Annotated in this window: 17 protein-coding genes, 1 tRNA gene and 1 pseudogene; 6 read left to right on the forward strand and 13 right to left on the reverse strand. The window is 53.4% G+C overall.

Annotation, left to right across the window (positions count from 1 at the left end; translation table 11 throughout):
* Positions 1–66 precede the first annotated feature (66 nt).
* Positions 67–1,269 carry an MFS transporter gene (locus HMPREF1144_RS02855; RefSeq protein ID WP_009651806.1) on the reverse strand — a complete coding sequence of 401 codons (1,203 nt, stop codon included), beginning with the start codon at positions 1,267–1,269 and terminating at the stop codon, positions 67–69.
* 218 nt (positions 1,270–1,487) lie between these two features.
* Here HMPREF1144_RS02855 and HMPREF1144_RS33965 point away from each other — a divergent pair.
* A pseudogene (locus tag HMPREF1144_RS33965) lies at positions 1,488–1,694 on the forward strand (TetR/AcrR family transcriptional regulator); the annotation flags it as partial.
* A gap of 36 nt (positions 1,695–1,730) precedes the next feature.
* A complete protein-coding gene (locus HMPREF1144_RS33440) occupies positions 1,731–2,111 on the forward strand; it encodes a TetR-like C-terminal domain-containing protein (protein WP_052544812.1) in 381 nt (126 codons plus the stop codon).
* 73 nt (positions 2,112–2,184) lie between these two features.
* On the opposite strand, the gene HMPREF1144_RS02865 is transcribed toward HMPREF1144_RS33440, so the two are convergent.
* From HMPREF1144_RS02865 to HMPREF1144_RS02875, 3 genes are all read right to left on the reverse strand, one after another.
* Positions 2,185–3,453 (reverse strand): tyrosine-type recombinase/integrase, encoded by a 1,269-nt coding sequence (locus HMPREF1144_RS02865; protein ID WP_009651804.1) that lies wholly within the window; start codon positions 3,451–3,453, stop codon positions 2,185–2,187.
* Between the two features lie 160 nt (positions 3,454–3,613).
* Positions 3,614–3,689: transfer RNA gene (locus HMPREF1144_RS02870), tRNA-Phe, on the reverse strand.
* Between the two features lie 105 nt (positions 3,690–3,794).
* Positions 3,795–4,511 (reverse strand): DUF554 domain-containing protein, encoded by a 717-nt coding sequence (locus tag HMPREF1144_RS02875; protein WP_004135818.1) that lies wholly within the window; start codon positions 4,509–4,511, stop codon positions 3,795–3,797.
* A gap of 437 nt (positions 4,512–4,948) precedes the next feature.
* Here HMPREF1144_RS02875 and HMPREF1144_RS02880 point away from each other — a divergent pair, with 437 nt between their 5' ends.
* Positions 4,949–7,087: an ornithine decarboxylase gene (locus HMPREF1144_RS02880; protein ID WP_004854180.1), complete on the forward strand. Its 2,139-nt coding sequence runs from the start codon at positions 4,949–4,951 to the stop codon at positions 7,085–7,087.
* A gap of 67 nt (positions 7,088–7,154) precedes the next feature.
* Here HMPREF1144_RS02880 and HMPREF1144_RS02885 read toward each other — a convergent pair whose 3' ends face one another.
* From HMPREF1144_RS02885 to mutY, 4 genes are all read right to left on the reverse strand, one after another.
* Positions 7,155–8,411 carry a nucleoside permease gene (locus tag HMPREF1144_RS02885; protein ID WP_009651814.1) on the reverse strand — a complete coding sequence of 419 codons (1,257 nt, stop codon included), beginning with the start codon at positions 8,409–8,411 and terminating at the stop codon, positions 7,155–7,157.
* Positions 8,412–8,604: 193 nt separating this feature from the next.
* Complete coding sequence (gene mltC, locus HMPREF1144_RS02890) at positions 8,605–9,687, reverse strand: membrane-bound lytic murein transglycosylase MltC (protein WP_009651822.1); 1,083 nt, start codon at positions 9,685–9,687, stop codon at positions 8,605–8,607.
* Positions 9,688–9,737: 50 nt separating this feature from the next.
* Positions 9,738–10,013, reverse strand: coding sequence for an oxidative damage protection protein (locus HMPREF1144_RS02895; protein ID WP_004854175.1), 276 nt, complete (start codon positions 10,011–10,013; stop codon positions 9,738–9,740).
* A 27-nt stretch (positions 10,014–10,040) separates the two neighbouring features.
* Positions 10,041–11,099, reverse strand: a complete 1,059-nt coding sequence (gene mutY / locus HMPREF1144_RS02900) for an A/G-specific adenine glycosylase (RefSeq protein WP_009651815.1) — start codon at positions 11,097–11,099, stop codon at positions 10,041–10,043.
* A 136-nt stretch (positions 11,100–11,235) separates the two neighbouring features.
* Between mutY and trmB the strand changes: the two genes are divergently transcribed.
* The 3 genes from trmB to HMPREF1144_RS02915 are packed head-to-tail and all read left to right on the forward strand — an operon-like array spanning position 11,236 to position 13,051.
* Positions 11,236–11,955 (forward strand): tRNA (guanosine(46)-N7)-methyltransferase TrmB, encoded by a 720-nt coding sequence (trmB, locus tag HMPREF1144_RS02905; protein WP_004854170.1) that lies wholly within the window; start codon positions 11,236–11,238, stop codon positions 11,953–11,955.
* A complete protein-coding gene (locus HMPREF1144_RS02910) occupies positions 11,955–12,281 on the forward strand; it encodes a YggL family protein (RefSeq protein WP_004854168.1) in 327 nt (108 codons plus the stop codon). Before trmB ends, HMPREF1144_RS02910 begins: the two co-directional genes overlap by 1 nt.
* Positions 12,282–12,331: 50 nt before the next feature.
* Complete coding sequence (locus tag HMPREF1144_RS02915) at positions 12,332–13,051, forward strand: DUF2884 domain-containing protein (RefSeq protein ID WP_009651812.1); 720 nt, start codon at positions 12,332–12,334, stop codon at positions 13,049–13,051.
* Positions 13,052–13,099: 48 nt separating this feature from the next.
* Here the strand turns inward: HMPREF1144_RS02915 and HMPREF1144_RS02920 are convergent, their stop codons facing one another.
* From HMPREF1144_RS02920 to HMPREF1144_RS02940, 5 genes are all read right to left on the reverse strand, one after another.
* The gene (locus HMPREF1144_RS02920) at positions 13,100–14,401 is read right to left on the reverse strand and encodes a TRAP transporter large permease (RefSeq protein ID WP_004105725.1); all 1,302 of its coding nucleotides are present in this window, start codon (positions 14,399–14,401) and stop codon (positions 13,100–13,102) included.
* Entirely contained in the window at positions 14,401–14,904 is a 504-nt protein-coding gene (locus HMPREF1144_RS02925) for a TRAP transporter small permease (RefSeq protein WP_014226842.1), read from the reverse strand. Before HMPREF1144_RS02925 ends, HMPREF1144_RS02920 begins: the two co-directional genes overlap by 1 nt.
* A 46-nt stretch (positions 14,905–14,950) precedes the next feature.
* A complete protein-coding gene (locus tag HMPREF1144_RS02930; protein ID WP_004854161.1) occupies positions 14,951–15,937 on the reverse strand; it encodes a TRAP transporter substrate-binding protein in 987 nt (328 codons plus the stop codon).
* A 304-nt stretch (positions 15,938–16,241) separates the two neighbouring features.
* Positions 16,242–17,378, reverse strand: coding sequence for a radical SAM family heme chaperone HemW (hemW, locus tag HMPREF1144_RS02935; RefSeq protein ID WP_009651811.1), 1,137 nt, complete (start codon positions 17,376–17,378; stop codon positions 16,242–16,244).
* Entirely contained in the window at positions 17,371–17,964 is a 594-nt protein-coding gene (locus HMPREF1144_RS02940; protein WP_009651824.1) for an XTP/dITP diphosphatase, read from the reverse strand. The genes hemW and HMPREF1144_RS02940 overlap by 8 nt, the downstream gene beginning before the upstream one ends.
* Positions 17,965–17,973 lie beyond the last annotated feature (9 nt).

Here is a 17,973-nt window from a genome sequence, read left to right on the forward strand (position 1 = left end):
CTTTAGTGAATGTAATGCACGTAAGTTATATCTTCCTATCGATATAGGCTTGTAATCCTTTATTCTTTAGCTGGATTGAGTAATAGATAAAACGTTTTTATTCATGTGAAATGTTAATAAGGCAGGAACTCCTGCAATAAAAGCAAGCATAATTAATGATACAAAATAGTCAAAATGCATAAGTAGGTGAGCAATAAAAGGCCCAAGACTTGCCCCAATAAACAATATGAATGTATAAAGGGATATGGCTGTCCCTTTTAGTTTTTTCTCAGCAATTGATCCTATTGTCCCAACCAAAGATGGGACACTAAAGGCCCTTCCTCCAATGAAAATGATACTTGAGAAAAGTAATCCCCAGGTACTTCCGAAAAATACGGCGATAGAGGACAAGAGTAATCCTGCTGATGCTATAAAGAAACTCCATCTGACGACAAATATGGCACCTATTTTATAAATTAACTGAGGGGCCAACAGAGAAAGAAACATTACTGGTAAAGCAATTAGTCTGGTCATTAATAAATCAATATGTGCCGCGGAAAATCTGTGGCCATAATTCTCATCTAAAAGGATATAAAATGATACGAGTGCTGAAAGAGTGCATAATGTACTGACATAAAGCCATTTTAAATTTTTATCAAATAATAAAACGGGGATTTTTTTATAAATTTCTATCAACGATTCAGTTTTATTATTACGATCTATATCTTCGATATAGAAAAAAAGTAAAATCAATGAGATGCAATATAGAGGAATAAATGTAAACTCAATAAAATTGAGACCATGAGCACTTAGACTTATAGCATATAGCTGGGCAATGATACTTGCTGTCAGAAAACCAAGTGACATAAATGAAATTGCACGCCCTCTCCATGGAGGAAGTAAATGTTCGTTCAAATATGCCAATATTATTGGAGGGTAAGTTGATGCAGTTAGACCTTGTATTATGCGGAAAATTAGTAGTTCATTGAAGTGTGATGAAATGCTGACAAGAATTGTGCTAATGATGAAAAAGACAAAGCCCAGCAGCATTATACGTCTGCGTCCAAATCTGTCGGACAAAGGGCCCGACAACAGAAAACCCGCAGAGTAGCCTATGCTGAAAGCACTACTCACCCATCCAGCAGCACTCTCCCCACTATTGAAATGTTGATTTATCTCTGCAAGAATAGGGATTGGTAGGTAAATTTGCCCTACAACCGTAAGGCCAGTAAGGGCAAAAAATGCACTTTTGAGCAAGGGATGCTCGTGTACTGTTTGGTTTATTATCATGATTTTTCCTTACGGACATGATTTAGCTACTTTTCATACAGCTCTCTGCCAAGCAGGGCTGCTATAGTAAAGCGAAAGTAGCATTTAGTTTGATTTTAAATCGATACGGAACGTATCGTATCGATTGTTTTATGTACACAATATCTGTGGTTTTTGGGTATGTCAAGATACGTCAGTGACATTTTTTAATTAATTTACTAACTAAGTGGTGAAAAAATTTGACAAACCGATATGTATCGCAACCTGACGCGCGTGTCTCAAATGGGCCACAGCGCAGTAAGGAGAGCCATGAAGCCATACTTACGGCCGCAGAAACACTGCTGGTTGAAGGAGGGCCCGCGGCTTTAACATTCGAATCAGTTGCCCGACGTGCTCGTGCTGGTAAATCAACTCTCTACCGTTGGTGGCCTAATAAGGCGGCTCTATTGCTTGAAATATATGAAAGGCAGAAGTCACGAGTTATGAACAGGCCTGACCTTGGTTCTTTAAGGGAAGACCTCAAGGTGCTAACCCGTGGTTTGTGGGCTTTCTGGCGTGAAAATAACTCGGGTGCAGCGTTTGCTGCTCTTCTCACAGAAGCTCAGTCATCAAAAGACTATCAGGATGTATTATCTACTTATTTCAATAACCATGACTCTGGTTTATCACTTCCCTGCTTCGAAAGGGCACTTGCGCGGGGGGAGTTAGCTAACGGAGCTGATCTTGCGGTGCTCCGTAAAGCATATGTTGCGATGAACTGGTTTCATTTGCTGTGTGGTCGCCTGGTTGATGAAGAGATAGATCCTTCAATTGATCTTCTAATTGATGGAATGCTTAGTAAAAGGCCCAATGTGGAAATGTGATTTTTAATTATCTGATTATGAACAATTTTTATGTGTCTTGATTTGGATTAACTATTTCTCAAGACCAATCGTATCAGACAGCAGAAGTTATTTTATGCTGTCGCGCATATATGTAAGGTGCAACATATGTTTCTGCGCATTTATCTAGATAATCTGACCACCACTGCATCATCTCCATCCGGGCTTCCAGATGCTCAGCCTTATGCACATATGCCGCCCGCACACCATTGCGTTCGTTGTGGCTCATCTGTCGCTCGATGGCGTCCTTTGACCATAGCCCTGACTCGTTTAGGGCACTACAGGCCATCGTTCTGAAACCGTGGCCGCAGACGTCGATTTTGGTGTTATAACCGATGACCCTCAGCGCCTTATTGATGGTGTTTTCGCTCATCGGCTTATTCATTGAGTGCGCCCCCGCAAAGACGAAGACGGACTCTCCGGTAATTTCCTTTATCTGCTCCAGCAGGGCGACGGCCTGCGTTGATAGCGGCACCAGATGCTCATCTTTCATTTTTGCGCCACGCTCTGAAAACCTCACACCTTTCACCCCCTCCCGTTTTGCTGGCACCGTCCAGATACCGGCTTTCAGGTTGAACTCGTCCCAACGGGCAAGCCGTAACTCGCTGGAGCGCAGAAAGACATGCAGATTCAGCTCCAGCGCCAGACGGGTCAGTTCTCTGCCTTTGTAATTACGAATCTTCTCAAGCAGTTCCGGCAGGCGTTTCAGCGGCAGGGCGGGGTGATGTTGGGTCGCTACCGGGGTCACGACTCCGTCCAAATCGTAAGCCGGATTATATTTAATCACGCCCTGCTGGACGGCGTGGCGCATGATTTTAGTCAGGTGCTGGCGAACCCTCCCGGCAACGTCATGCACTCCTTTGTCGTCAATTGCCTTAACCAACTGTGCCAGATGACGGGTTTCAACCAGAGTGATATCCATCGCACCAATAGTGGGGAAAACGTAGCGTTTCAGGCAGGTGAGAATTTTATCGGCATGGGTTTCCGACCAGAGTTTAAGGCTGCTGGCGTGCCATGCTGTCGCGGCATACTGAAATGTGCGGGATTCATCAACGGTGTTGTTATGTGCCTTGCGAAGTTGAGAGGGTCTGATACCAGACGCCAGTAGCTTCCGCGCTGCGTCGCGCTTTTCACGGGCTTCCGCCAGCGTAGTCTGAGGGTAGGGGCCAAAGGCCAGGCGGCTTTCTTTACCGTCGAGGCGATAGCGGAAATACCATAGCTTAGCGCCGCTGGCGGATACCGTGAGGTACAGGCCTTGCGAGTCAGTGAGCTTATAAGATTTTGTGAGAGGTTTTGCTGAGCGGATTTTGCTGTCAGTTAACATGTGAGGGTCACTCCAGTTGTCGAACTGAATGACCCGCAATCTGACCCCAAATTCTCCGGATACGAAGGGATAAATCAAAACGTATCAGAAAGAGATTTTACACCAACCTATTGAATTTCAATAATATAGGAATTCATAGGGAGGCATAAAAAAAGAATAGTGGTGCCCGGACTCGGAATCGAACCAAGGACACGGGGATTTTCAATCCCCTGCTCTACCGACTGAGCTATCCGGGCAACGGGGCGCATTAAACCTGATTCACCGCACCTCGTCAACGAAATTTATCTGTTTCGCAGCAGACTGAACAATCTATCACCACATTGCGTCAAAAGCACGCATCTTCAGGCGAAAAACGCCGTCCAGGCCACTGAAATCGGCATCGCCAGCACCAGGGCCGGCAGCATATTCACCACGGCGAACATTTTAATTCCGCAGATGCGCAGACCGGTCGCGACCAGCAGCATGCCGCCGACGGCGGTGAAATCCGCCATCATCATCGGCGTGGTTAACGGCATAATCAGCGACGCGCAGGCCGCCAGCGCCAGCTGGATGGCCAGCATCGGTACGCAAATGGCCGAGACGGCCAGCCCCAGGGTGCAGGCGAAGATGGTGGCGGTAAAGAAGTCGAGAAACGCTTTGGCAATAAGAATGCTGGCGTCGCCGGTCATTCCTTCGCGCATCGCGCCGAAAATCCCGGTTCCGCTGGCGCAGAACAGGACGATAATCGCAACGTAGCTTTGAATATAGGACTCATGCGCTGAGACCTTTTTCTGCCCCTTTTTGGGCGAAAGCAGCTGCTGGAGCTTACTGACCAGCGTATTAATGCCTTTCTCCATGTTGCACACTTCGCCGAGCAGCGCGCCCACCAGCGTTGAAAGCACCATCACCGGCAGGTTGGCGCATTTGATCACCAGCAGGATGCCGATGCCCAGCGACGCGAGGCCAAAAATAGAGGTCATTGATGTACGAATCCGTTCCGGCAATCTTTGACTTAAGAGTGCGCCGAGTACGCCGCCCAAAAGGACCGCGCCGGCGTTAATAAATGGCCCTGTAACCACAGCATGACTCCTGTTAATTATCCCTAATGACTGCATTATTATGACGCTAAACGGGCCAAAAGGCTTGCGCATCCGTGGTATGGCTGCATACGTAATTCATCTTGCGCGGTAGATTTAAAGGTGACATGATTGCGCGAATTTTCTCCTCTCCTGAATGAGGCCGCCGTGATGACGACATCGCCGCTACATCGCCGTTGCCGCTGCGTACAGATGCGCAGGCAGCCTCGTCTTGCTACCCTTACACTGCAACTTCTGCCCACCATGCGGTGAGCGTAACGCAGGCTCACTGCAGGACAACAGTAAGATCGGACGCGGTCTGCTTTTACTGATGTCTGGCGGTCGGAGCTGGGATCCAGCCAGACCCTGACATTTCGTTGGCCAGAGCACAGACGCCCTGGCCGAAGCCTTTTACTCTCCGGAAACGGGTATTCGCGCTCATGAAATCAATGCACATTGCCGCCAGCCGCGAGCTGGTATCCCGCCTGTCCACCCACCGCCGCGTGGTGGCCCTGGACAGTACAGATTTTACCGATGTGGCGGCAGTCGTCATTACCTTAGCGGACAGCCGCAGCGGCATCCTTGCGTTACTGAAACGCACCGGGTTCAACCTGCCGGTTTATCTGTTCAGTGACTCTGACCACGAAAAACCAGAAGGCGTGACGGCCATCGTTAGCGGCAAAGAGCAGGAGTGGCTCGAACTGGAAGCCGCCGCCTGCGGCTATGAAGAGAATCTGCTGCCGCCGTTCTTCGATACCCTGACCCAATACGTTGAGATGGATAACAGCACCTTCGCGTGCCCGGGCCATCAGCACGGCGCCTTCTTTAAGAAGCACCCGGCGGGACGGCAGTTCTTTGACTTCTTTGGCGAAAACGTCTTTCGCGCCGACATGTGCAACGCCGACGTTAAGCTTGGCGATCTGCTGATTCACGAAGGGTCTGCCAAACACGCGCAGAAGTTCGCGGCGAAGGTGTTCAACGCCGATAAAACCTATTTCGTCCTTAACGGTACCTCGGCGGCGAACAAGGTGGTGACCAACGCGCTGCTGACGCGCGGCGATCTGGTGCTGTTTGACCGTAACAACCATAAATCAAACCATCACGGGGCGCTGATTCAGGCCGGGGCAACGCCGGTCTATCTTGAAGCATCGCGCAACCCGTTCGGTTTTATTGGCGGTATCGACGATCGCTGCTTTGATGAGAAATACCTGCGCGATCTGATTCGCGAGACGGCGCCGGAAAAAGCCGATGCGCAGAGGCCGTTCCGCCTCGCGGTGATCCAGCTCGGGACTTATGACGGGACGGTATACAACGCCCGCCAGGTGGTCGATAAAATCGGCAGCCTGTGCGACTACATCCTGTTTGACTCGGCCTGGGTCGGCTACGAGCAGTTTATCCCGATGATGGCCGACTGTTCGCCGCTGCTGCTGGACCTGACGCCGGACGACCCCGGTATTTTTGTCACTCAGTCGGTGCACAAACAGCAGGCCGGTTTTTCGCAAACGTCGCAGATCCATAAAAAAGATAATCACCTGCGCGGACAGGAACGTTTCTGCCCGCATAAGCGGCTCAACAACGCCTTTATGCTGCACGCCTCGACCAGCCCGTTTTATCCGCTGTTCGCCGCTCTGGACGTAAATGCCAAAATTCACGAAGGAGAGAGCGGGCGCCGCCTGTGGGCGGAGTGCGTGGCGCTGGGTATCGAAGCGCGCAAGGCGATTATCGCCAACTGCAAAATGATCCAGCCGTTTATTCCACCGGTGGTGGCGGGACGTCCCTGGCAGGATCATCCTACCGAAGCCATCGCCCGCGAACGGCGTTTCTTTAGCTTTGAGCCGGGCGCGCGCTGGCACGGCTTCGAAGGCTATGCCAGCGATCAGTATTTCGTTGACCCCTGTAAACTGCTGCTGACGACGCCGGGGATCGATGCAGAGAGCGGGAAATATACCGATTTTGGTATCCCGGCGACCATTCTGGCCCACTACCTGCGCGAAAACGGCATCGTGCCGGAGAAGTGCGATCTGAACTCCATTCTGTTCCTGCTGACGCCTGCAGAGAGCGCGGAGAAGCTAGCGCAGCTGGTGGCGATGCTCGCCCAGTTTGAGCAGCATATTGAGTCCGACACCCCGCTGGCCGACGTTCTGCCGACCATCTTTAACAAATATCCGGTGCGCTATCGGGATTACACCATCCGCGAGCTGTGCCAGGAGATGCATAACCTGTACGTCAGCTTTGACGTGAAGGATTTACAAAAAGAGATGTTCCGCAAGAAGAGCTTCCCGCGCGCGGTGATGAACCCGCAGGACGCCAACCGCGAGTTTATTCGCGGAAACGTTGAGCTGGTGCGCTTAAGCGCAGCCGAAGGGCGGATTGCGGCGGAGGGCGCGCTGCCGTATCCGCCGGGCGTGCTGTGCGTCGTGCCCGGAGAGATCTGGGGCGGGGCGGTGCTGCGCTATTTCCTGGCGCTGGAGGAGGGAGTCAATATGCTGCCGGGCTTCTCGCCGGAGCTCCAGGGGGTCTACAGCGAAACGGACCCTGACGGCATTAAGCGGCTATATGGCTATGTGCTGAAAGCATAAAAAACGCGCCCCGTTGATAACACCGGGGCGCGTTTTTTTATTCGTAAATCTGGGGTAAGCCGTTTATTTAATGTGCGACGGTCTGCGCCCCGGTTGGTACGCGGACGTGCTTGTACTTAAACAGCGCCACAAAAGCAAACGCCAGCACCAGCGAATAGCCGGCGAAAATCAGCCACACGGTTTGCCAGTCGGTAATCCCTTCGACGGTAAAGTGCTCCACGACTTTGCCGCTCACCATCCCGCCAAGTATGCAGCCGAAACCGTTGGTCATCATCAGGAACATCCCTTGGGCGCTGGCGCGGATTTCCGGGCGAACCTCTTTTTCCACAAACACTGAACCCGAGATGTTGAAGAAATCAAAGGCGCAGCCATAAACGATCATCGACAGCACCAGCAGCACGGTGCCGAACGGGGTCGGGTCGCCGTAAGCGAACAGGCCGAAGCGCAGCATCCACGCCACGATACTAATCAGCATCACGTTTTTGATGCCGTAACGGCTGAGGAAGAACGGGATGGTCAGGATGAACAGGGTTTCCGAGATCTGCGAAATCGACATCATCACCGAGGCGTGCTGCACGATAAAGCTGCTGGCGAACAGCGGATCTTTATCAAAGCTGTGCAGGAAGGTGTTGCCGAACATATTGGTGATTTGCAGTTCGGCGCCCAGCATCATCGAGAAAATAAAGAAAATCGCCATACGTTTGTTTTTAAACAGCGCGAAGGCATCAAGGCCCAGCATGGCGGTCCAGCTCTGGTTTTTCTGCTGATTGGCCACCGGAATATGCGGCAGCGTCAGGGTGAAGAGCACCAGCAGCAAGGAGAGCGCCGCGCCGATATAGAGCTGCATATGGCTCAGTTCAAAGCCGGAGAAGCTGACGCCCCACATGGCGAGGATAAAACCAATGGTGCCCCAGATACGAATCGGCGGGAAATCGGTCACGATATCCATATCCGCAGACTGCAGGCGGTAGTACGAAATGGTGTTAATCAGCCCCAGCGTTGGCATATAGGCCAGCGAGTTGAGCAGGATGACGAGGAACATTTCACCCGGTGTGGTGACCTGGGCGGCGAGCCACAGCGTCAGCGCGCCGACCAGATGGCAAATGGCATAAACCCACTTGGCGCTGATCCATTTATCGGCAACGATACCGAGCAGCGTCGGCATAAACACCGCGGCGATACCGAGTGAGCTATAGACCGCTCCGATGGCCGCACCGTCGAACTTGAGGGTGACGAACATATACGAGCCGAGCGTGGTCAGCCAGCTTCCCCAGAGGCAGAACTGCAGGAACGACAGTACTTTGAGCTGCAGCTTAAGATTCATGTTTTGATCCTCACGGATATAGAATTGTTTTGTGTTTTAAATAACATTTATGGCGTTATTTTGGTTGGATTCTATCATTTATGCGATGGATGCTTTTGTTAACTGCCGCAGAAAATCGCAAAACAGTTGCGCAACTCTATTGTGTATAGCAGAAGGAAGGCGCCCCGGAGGAAACAGGGGCGCTGAAGGAGGATTACCTGCGGCGGTAGCCTTTTTGCGCGGTGTTAACCTTGTACAGATAGCGGCGCGACTCGGCGGAGGGGTGGCGGCTGGTGATGGTCTGATAAACATCGCCCGGCGTCATACTGTTGATGATATTCGCAGCCTGAATCTTATCGCTGGAGAAGACCCGCAGCACGCTGCCCGCGCCGCCGTTATAGGCGGTGATGACCGCATAGCGACGCGAGGTCGGGTTGGTGATGCCGGACAAATAGACGTTGTTCAGCATCGCCAGATAGGCGGTGCCGGTGTCGATGTTATTGACCGGATCGAACAGATAGCTGCGGCTCGGCAGGCCTGATTTACCCTGCGAACGGAACACGTCCTTCCCGGCGCTGTGCTGCACCACCTGCATCAGCCCCAGCGCGTCGGCGTGGCTGACCGCATAGGGGTTAAAGGAAGATTCGGTTTGCATAATTGCCAGGATCAGCGATTCATCAACGCCGTATTTGCGCGACGCCTGACGGACCATGCCAATGTATTTATGCGCACGTTTGTCGAGATGGTTCGGCACCAGGTTGATGGTGATGCTGTAGATCATGCGTGGACCGTTGCTGCGGCTTTTCAGACGCGTTTGCAGCAGATAGTCCGCAAAGCGTGAGGCGCGCCACTCCCAGCGAATCGACTCACCGGTGTTATCCACGACCTGACCATACAGGAACGGTTCTTTTGAGATCTGAATGTCATCGACGTCGGAATAGAGGTCGATGGAGTTAGGGTCGTCGCCCATCAGCAGGGTTTTAATAATCGCCTGGCGCAGGCGCCCGGCCGGGTCAGTGCCGGCGATGGTTTCGACGGTAATCGTCCCGGCGTCAAAGTTGATGTGGCTGCGGGTTTGATACTGGTCGGTGTATTTGACGTAGTCCTTCGGCCCGGCGAGCAGAACTTCGTTATAACCCCAAATATTCTCGATGTTATGGGCGAACTGGCCCATCAGAATGTCAAAGCCGTTGGTGTCCTTCACCCACGCCTCGTTGTACTCGGCGCCTTTTTTGGTTGAGCTGGAACACGAAACGAGCAAAGGCGCAATCAGCGCTAGCGCTAAGTATTTTTTCATCATTCCGGGAGTGCGTGTTGTGTTTATTGTTGTAAAGGGCCGTCAGGCCCTTACTGTTTTTCTGGCGGCGTGTAGCCTTCGATGTGCACGTCTTTACCTTCAAACAGGAACTGAACCATCTCCTGCTCCAGCAGTTTGCGATGCTCCGGGTTCATCATGCTGAGTTTTTTCTCGTTGATCAGCATCGTCTGCTTATGCTGCCACTGGGCCCAGGCTTCTTTGGAGATTTCGTTATAGATGCGTTTGCCCAGCTCGCCCGGGTACAGCTGAAAATCCTGGCCCTCGGCTTCACGCTGAAGGAAAGTACAAAAAATCGTTCTGCTCATTCTTAATCCTCTTTAATCGCCAGAAAGCTAAACCGGTGCTCCGGCTTTTAACTGTTGCAACAAGCGCTCCACGGGAGCCGCCAGACCGACGGACGGCGGCTGCGCTAAGTTATACCAGAGTGCGCCCCCTTCATCCATGCATGCGCCGGATGAGTGCACTGTAAGCCACATCGGCACAATATCCAGATGGAAATGGCTGAAAGTGTGGCGGAACGCGGTTAATTGCGTCAGATTATCGGTCTTAATCTGACGCTGAGCCAGCCACGCCCGCAGCGCATCTTCATCCTCAAACTGCGGGAAGCAGAACAAACCGCCCCATAAACCCACCGGCGGGCGCTGGGAGAGGAACACCTCGTCGCCGTGCTGCATCAGCAGGAAATAGCCGGTACGCTCGGGGATCGTCTGTTTCGGTTTCTTGCCTGGGTATTGAGCCCATGAATGATTTGCGTAGGCCACGCAGCCGTTATTCAGCGGACAGAGCTCGCATTTTGGCTTAGAGCGGGTACATACCATCGCCCCGAGGTCCATCATGGCCTGGTTAAAACGCTCTACGCCTTTAGCCGGCGTGACGTCCTCGGCGATCTCCCACAGGCGTTTCTCAACCTCTTTTTTCCCCGGCCAACCGCTGACAGCATAGCAGCGCGCGAGCACGCGCTTCACGTTACCGTCGAGAATCGGATAATGCTGACCGAGAGAAAGGGATAAAATCGCGCCGGCGGTAGAGCGGCCCACGCCCGGCAGCGCGGCGACTTCATCGAAGGTCTGCGGGAATTTGCCGTCGTGCAGGGTGGCTACCTGCTGCGCCGCTTTATGTAAATTGCGCGCGCGGGCGTAATAGCCCAGGCCGGTCCACAGATGCAGGACTTCATCGAGGGGCGCGTTCGCCAGGTCGGTAATCGTTGGGAAACGCGCCATAAAGCGTTCAAAATAGGGGATGACCGTCGCCACTTGTGTTTGTTGCAACATCACCTCGGAGAGCCATACTTTGTAGGGCGTCTTGCCGATTTGCCAGGGCAGAGTTTTACGCCCGTATTTGTCGTACCAGTCCAGCACCTGGGCTGAAAATTGCGCGGCGGGAAAAGTCAAAGCTACGGCTCCGGGATAGCGATTATAAGGTGGCAGATTGCAGCACAAGGGCGAGAGGCTGTAAACCCTTGCATCCGCCGGGTAACTTTGGATAATGCCCGTTTTCCGAACACTCTCACAAGCAGACTTAACTTTTATGAAAAACGACGTCATATCTCCGGAATTCGATGAAAACGGCCGTCCGCTGCGCCGTATTCGCAGCTTCGTCCGTCGTCAGGGCCGCCTGACCAAAGGTCAGCAGCACGCGCTGGACAATATTTGGCCGGTGATGGGCGTTGAATTTAACGATGCGCCGCTCGATTTCGCCGCGCTGTTTGGCCGTGAGGCGCCGGTCACGCTGGAGATCGGTTTCGGTATGGGCGCTTCGCTGGTGGCGATGGCGAAAGAGAAGCCGCAGCAGAATTTCCTCGGCATTGAAGTGCACTCGCCGGGCGTCGGCGCCTGCCTGGCGTCCGCCGAAGAAGAGGGCGTGCAGAACCTGCGCGTCATGTGCCACGATGCGGTGGAAGTGCTGCATACCATGATTCCGGATAACTCCCTGAGCATGGTGCAGCTGTTTTTCCCTGACCCGTGGCACAAAGCGCGTCATAATAAGCGCCGTATCGTTCAGCCGCCTTTTGCCGAACTGGTTAAAAGTAAACTGAAGCTGGGCGGCGTCTTCCATATGGCGACCGACTGGGAGCAATATGCCGAGCATATGCTGGAAGTGATGTCCTCGCTTGAAGGGTATCGTAACCGGTCTGAAAGCAACGACTATGTGCCGCGCCCGGAATCGCGCCCGGTAACCAAATTTGAACAGCGTGGCCATCGTCTTGGCCACGGCGTATGGGACTTAATGTTCGAGAGGGTGAAATAATGGCAACGAATCGTAGCCGTCGTCTGCGTAAAAAAATGCATATCGACGAGTTTCAGGAAGTGGGTTTTTCCGTCGCGTGGCGTTTCGCGGATGGAACCAGCGAAGAGCAGATCGACCAGACCGTTAACGATCTGATTGATGAAGTGATTGAGCCTAATAAACTGGCCTTTGACGGCAGCGGTTATCTTTCCTGGGAAGGCCTGATCTGCCTGCAGGAAATCGGCAAATGCACCGAGGAACACCAGGCCATCGTACGTAAATGGCTGGAAGACCGCGGGCTTGCCGATGTACGCACCAGCGAACTTTTTGATATCTGGTGGGACTAAGTTTGACAAGGGTCGGCAACTGCCGGCCCGTTTTGTCTGAAGGGAGTTAAATGATGCGCAAAACGCTGTTGGCATTGGCGCTTTCCGTCACCGCTTTGTCCGCACATGCGGACTACCAGTGTAGCGTCACGCCGCGTGACGATGTCATCCTCAGCCCGCAGCAGGTGCAGGTAAAAGGCGAAAACGGCGATCTGGTGATTAAGCCGGACGGCAACCTGACCTTTAACGGTAAAGCGTATTCCCTGAACGCCGCTCAGCGCGAGCAGGCTCAGGACTATCAGGCTGGCTTGCGCAGCAGCCTGCCGTGGATTGATGAAGGCGCCCGCACGCGGGTAGAAAAAGGCCGCGCCGCGCTGGATAAAATTATTACCGAACAGGTGGGGGCCAGCAGCAGCATGCATAGCCGCCTGACCAAGCTTGATGCGCAGCTGAAAGCGCAAATGAGCCGCATAATTGAACATCGTAACGATGGCCTGACCTTCCACTATAAAGCCATCGATCAGGTGCGCGCCGACGGCCAGCAGCTGGTAAATCAGGCGATGGGCGGCATTCTGCAGGATAGCATCAACGAGATGGGGGCGAAGGCGGTTCTTAAAGGCGGCGGTAACCCGCTGCAGGGGATCCTCGGCAGCCTTGGCGGCCTGCAAACGGCCATTCAGGATGAATGGAAAAACCAGGAAGCCGATTTCCAGCAGTTTGGTAAGGATGTCTGCAGTCGCGTGGTCTCCCTTGAGGAGAGCCGCAAAGCGCTGGTGGGGTCGTTAAAGTAAGTTTTATTTCGCTACCTGCGCCCGCAGGTAGCGATTATGGTCAGTCGATCACATCAGCCCCAGCAGCTGCGGAATAAACAGCGAGATCTGCGGGATATAGACAATCATCATCAGCGCGATCAGCAGGGCGGCGTAGAACGGCAGCAGCGGTTTGATGAGCTGCTGAATTTTAACGCCGGAAATGGAGCAGCCAACGAACAGCGCGCTGCCTACCGGCGGCGTCAGCAGACCGATGCACAGGTTGGCGACCATCATGATGCCGAAATGCACCGGGTCCATCCCTAAATCCTGCGCGATGGGCAGGAATATCGGCGTGAAAATCAGCACCGCCGGGGTCATGTCCATAAAGATCCCAACGATTAACAGCACGATATTAATCAGCAGCAGTATCACCACCGGGTTTTCTGACACCCCCATTAGCGCATCGCTTATCATGTAGGGAATGTCGGCGTTGGTCATCGCCCACGACATGCCGACGGAAAAGCCGATCAGCAGCAGCACGATAGAGGTCATCACCACCGATTCAAGGATCAGCTTCGGCAGATCGCGCCATTTCACTTCCCGATAAATGAGCACCGACAGGATAAAGGTGTAGACCACGGCGATAGCCGACGCTTCGGTAGCGGTAAAAATGCCGCCGAGGATCCCGCCCATCACAATAATCACCAGCAGCAGGCTGGGCAGGGCGTCGAAAAACGCTTTTGCCGCCTGGGCGCAGGTAGGGCGTTCAGAAACCGGATAGCCGCGACGTTTAGCAATGACGGCACAGACCACCATAATAGCCAGGCCCATCAGAATGCCCGGCAGATAGCCGGCCATAAACAGCGACGCGACCGACACGCCGCCCGCCGTCAGGGAAAAGACGATCAGAACGTTTGACGGCGGAATAAGCAGGCCCGTGATGCACGACGAGACGTTCACCGCCGTGGAGAAAGCCGGATCGTAGCCTTTCTGCGTCTGAATGGGGTTCAGCGTGCCCCCCACCGCGGCGGCGGCGGCGACCGCCGAGCCTGAAATCGAGCCGAACATCATGTTTGCCAGCACGTTGACGTGGCCCAGAGAGCCCGGTACGCGTCCGACCATCACCTGAGCCAGATTGATTAAGCGTATGGCAATCCCGCCGCTGTTCATCAGCGTACCGGCAAAGATAAAGAATGGAATTGCCAGCAGGGCGAAGTTATCGAGGCCGTTCGCCAGGCGCTGAGAAACGGTAATCACCGCGATATCCCACGGGAACATCAGCAGCATTGAACCGACGGTGGCGATGCCGATAGAGAAGGAGATAGGTACGCCAATAAAAACCAGAATAAAGAAAGAGCCAAATAGCATCAATGCGATATAGCTGTCCATCAATTTGCCCCCGCTTCAGCGTGCTTCATGTTTTTTAGCCCGTTGCTGACAAAACATACTGCGTAAAACATCATAATGAGGCCGGTTAACGGCAGGATCAGATAGACGTAGCCCATGGGGATCTGCATTGCCGCTGAGACCTGGGAGGTCGACAGCGTTTTTTCAATCAGCTTCACGCCGCCGGTCACAATCACCGATCCGGCAAAAATAAAGATCAGCAGATTAATGATGACGCTGAGCAGCGCCTGCCTGCGGGGAGGGAGCGTCATCGCCAGTAAGTCGATAGCCAGATGACGCTGGGCGCCGACGGTATATGCCGCACCCAGTAGCCCGACCCAGATCATCAAAAAGCGCGCCAGCTCGTCGGTCAGGGTGCTGGGCTGGTTGAGTACGTAGCGGCTGAACACCTGCCAGACGACGCAAACAACCAGCGCAATCATAACGGCGACGGAGAATGCGGCGATCGTGCGGTCCACCGCCAGCTTTATGCGGTTAAGTATCATCATTGTTTTCCCGATGAAAGCGGGCCAGCGGCTGGCCCGCTAAGTGTTATTCGGCGGCAGCTTCAAATTTGGCCAGCAGGGCGGCCTGCTTCGGATCTTTTTTGAACTCATCAAACAGCGGCTGCACGGCGGCGCGGAACGGCGCTTTATCCACTTTGATAATTTCGCCGCCCATGGCTTTGGCCTGCGCGCGGGTGTCGGCGTCGATCTTGTCCCACAGTTTTTGCTGATACGCTTCGGAAGCTTTCGCCGCCTTGATCAGGATTTGCTGCTGATCCGGCGTCAGTTTGTCCCAGGTTTTACTGGAGATAACGAGGAAATCCGGGATGGAGGCATGTTCATCTTCTGAGAACACTTTCGCGATTTCGATATGGCGCGTTTGCACCCAGGAAGGCACGTTGTTCTCCGCGCCGTCCACCACGCCCTGCTGCATGGCGGTATAAACTTCACCAAAGGAAATAGGGGTTGGCGAACCGCCCATTAATTCGACCATTTTTAAGGTTGTCGGGCTGGCCTGGACGCGGATCTTCAATCCTTTTAAATCTTCCGGTTTAGTGATGGGCTTTTTGGCGTAAAAACTGCGGGTCCCGGCAACATAGGCGGAAAGCGCAAAGAATCCTTTATCTTTCGTGGACTCCATAATTTCCTTGCCCACCTCACCAAAGACGACTTTATTGAAGTGATTCTGATCTTTAAACAGGAACGGTAAATTATATATCGCGTAGACGTTATCGAATGATTCCAGATCGCTGGCTGAACCTTTGGTCATATCCAGCGCGCCGTTTTGTAATAGCTCCATCGTTTCGCGCGCGCTGCCCATCTGGCTACTGGGATATATACGAATCTTCATATCACCGTTTGAAAGTTGGTTAACCTCTTTGGACATCGCCTCAAAGGCCTGATGGACAACGTGGCTACGTTCGAGGTTATGTGCCAGTTTTAACGTGACTTTTTCAGCTGCGCTGGCGCCGGAAGCGAGCAGGGCAAGCAGAGATACACACGCCAGAGAACGAGAAAAAGAGAGTTTTTTCATGAGTCGGCTCCATGCACTTAGGGTAATTGGTCAATATCTAAAGGGGTATTCTTTGTTTCTGTATGACATATTATCCTTGTTGTCGTACATCTTTAAGCTGTCTGACTCACACTTTTTCGCAATCAGGCGATCAAATACGTATTTTTGTGCGGTAGGTTATATTTATTTTTAATAAGTGAATGGAAGTTTATTTTTATTGGAAATGTTGAACTGAGATGGTTCGGAAATAGCGATATTGATATTTCGGAAAAAACGAATAATTAATTATCCCGTTATTTTTATAACGGGATAAGCATAGCGAGGTTTATTCGCTGAGGAATAATTCGAGAAGGGAGTTCAAAAAGAGCTTACCGTGCTCGGTAATCTGCCAGCAGCGCTCATCTTCCGTCAGATAGCCCTCAGCAATGGCGGCATCGATTTGCGGACGGATCGTACGCTCATTAAGCCCGGTGTAGCGGCTGAATTCATCTCGCGGCGCCGCTTCCAGCAGGCGGAAACGGTTCATAAAGAACTCGAACGGCTTATCCGCATCTTCGACATCATGCTGGCGCTCCAGATAACGGCCTTCCATAAAACCGCGCGGGTGGCGGGTTTTCGCCGTACGCAGAATGCGCCCGTCCGGGAAGGTCACTTTCCCGTGCGCGCCGCAGCCAATGCCCAGGTAGTCGCCAAAGCGCCAGTAGTTCAGGTTATGCTGGCACTGGTATCCCGGCTTAGCGTAGGCGGAGGTTTCATATTGTTGATAGCCCGCCGCGCTGAGCAGGCTGTGCCCCTGCTCATAAATATCCCACAGCGCGTCGTCGTCCGGCAGGGTCGGCGGACGCGAGCCAAACAGGGTGTTTGGCTCAATGGTCAGCTGATACCAGGAGAGATGCGGCGGATTGAGCGCAATCGCCTGACGCAGGTCGTCCAGCGCCTCTTCCAGAGACTGATCCGGCAGACCGTGCATTAAATCGAGGTTAAAGCTGCGCAGTCCCAGACCGCTTGCCAGGTTTGCCGCGCGTTTGGCTTCCTGTGGCCCGTGGATGCGCCCGAGACGCTGGAGCTTCTGTTCGCTAAAGCTCTGTACGCCGATGGAGATGCGATTAATACCTGCGCGCTGATACTCGACAAAACGATCCGCTTCTACGGTGCCGGGGTTGGCTTCCATCGTGATTTCCGCGTTGCCCGCCAGGGGAAGAGCTTCCCGCACGCCGTCGAGCAGGGTTTGCATCGCCGGGCCTGAGAGCAGGCTCGGCGTACCGCCGCCGATGAAAATAGTCCCGATTTCACGTCCCTGCGCATAGTGGGCGTCGGTCCGCAGATCGTTCAGCAGATGCTGAACGTAGTCGTCGTGCGGTACCTCGCCCTTTAACGCATGCGAGTTGAAATCGCAGTACGGGCATTTCTGCACGCACCACGGGATGTGAATATAGAGGCTCAGGGGCGGCAAATTAGCCATTACGTAAGGCTTCCAGTAACAGTTTGAGCGCGCGTCCGCGGTGGGAAATGGCGCTCTTTTCTTCACGGCTCAGCTCCGCTGCGGTTTTACCTTCCGTCGGAACAAAGAATATTGGGTCGTAACCAAAGCCGCCGCTGCCTGCGGCTTCGCGAGCGATGATGCCCGGCCAGCTGCCGTGGCAAACCAGCGGGGTGGGATCTTCCGCATGGCGCAGATAGACCAGCACGCAGTGGAATTGCGCCTGGCGCCGATCGTCAGGCACGTCGCGCAGCGCGTCGAGCAGCTTTTCGAGATTGCGCTGGTCGGTCGCGTCTTCGCCGGAATAGCGGGCGGAATAGATGCCGGGCGCGCCGCCTAACGCATCGACGGCCAGACCTGAGTCATCGGCGATGGCCGGGAGGCCGGTAATCTGCGCGGCATGACGCGCTTTCAGAATGGCGTTTTCGATAAAGGTCAGGCCGGTTTCCTCAGCGGAATCCACGCCCAGTTCAGTTTGCGCCACGATATCGAGGCCAAAATTTGCCAGCAGCGAGGCCAGCTCGCGCACTTTCCCGGGATTGCCGGTGGCGAGAACAACTTTTTGCATATGAGATCC

It is taken from the genome of Klebsiella sp. OBRC7 (assembly GCF_000293135.1).
GTDB classification, from domain to species: domain Bacteria; phylum Pseudomonadota; class Gammaproteobacteria; order Enterobacterales; family Enterobacteriaceae; genus Klebsiella; species Klebsiella michiganensis.

Bases quoted from the DNA above. Each gene is read 5' to 3' on its own strand.
- HMPREF1144_RS02885 (WP_009651814.1), bottom strand. From the start codon at position 8,411: ATGAATCTTAAGCTGCAGCTCAAAGTACTGTCGTTCCTGCAGTTCTGC.
- hemW (WP_009651811.1), bottom strand. From the start codon at position 17,378: ATGGCTAATTTGCCGCCCCTGAGCCTCTATATTCACATCCCGTGGTGC.
- mltC (WP_009651822.1), bottom strand. From the start codon at position 9,687: ATGAAAAAATACTTAGCGCTAGCGCTGATTGCGCCTTTGCTCGTTTCG.
- trmB (WP_004854170.1), top strand. From the start codon at position 11,236: ATGAAAAACGACGTCATATCTCCGGAATTCGATGAAAACGGCCGTCCG.
- HMPREF1144_RS02925 (WP_014226842.1), bottom strand. From the start codon at position 14,904: ATGATACTTAACCGCATAAAGCTGGCGGTGGACCGCACGATCGCCGCA.
- HMPREF1144_RS02865 (WP_009651804.1), bottom strand. From the start codon at position 3,453: ATGTTAACTGACAGCAAAATCCGCTCAGCAAAACCTCTCACAAAATCT.
- HMPREF1144_RS02855 (WP_009651806.1), bottom strand. From the start codon at position 1,269: ATGATAATAAACCAAACAGTACACGAGCATCCCTTGCTCAAAAGTGCA.
- HMPREF1144_RS33440 (WP_052544812.1), top strand. From the start codon at position 1,731: ATGAACAGGCCTGACCTTGGTTCTTTAAGGGAAGACCTCAAGGTGCTA.
- HMPREF1144_RS02895 (WP_004854175.1), bottom strand. From the start codon at position 10,013: ATGAGCAGAACGATTTTTTGTACTTTCCTTCAGCGTGAAGCCGAGGGC.
- HMPREF1144_RS02940 (WP_009651824.1), bottom strand. From the start codon at position 17,964: ATGCAAAAAGTTGTTCTCGCCACCGGCAATCCCGGGAAAGTGCGCGAG.
- HMPREF1144_RS02915 (WP_009651812.1), top strand. From the start codon at position 12,332: ATGATGCGCAAAACGCTGTTGGCATTGGCGCTTTCCGTCACCGCTTTG.
- HMPREF1144_RS02910 (WP_004854168.1), top strand. From the start codon at position 11,955: ATGGCAACGAATCGTAGCCGTCGTCTGCGTAAAAAAATGCATATCGAC.
- HMPREF1144_RS02930 (WP_004854161.1), bottom strand. From the start codon at position 15,937: ATGAAAAAACTCTCTTTTTCTCGTTCTCTGGCGTGTGTATCTCTGCTT.
- HMPREF1144_RS02920 (WP_004105725.1), bottom strand. From the start codon at position 14,401: ATGGACAGCTATATCGCATTGATGCTATTTGGCTCTTTCTTTATTCTG.
- HMPREF1144_RS02880 (WP_004854180.1), top strand. From the start codon at position 4,949: ATGAAATCAATGCACATTGCCGCCAGCCGCGAGCTGGTATCCCGCCTG.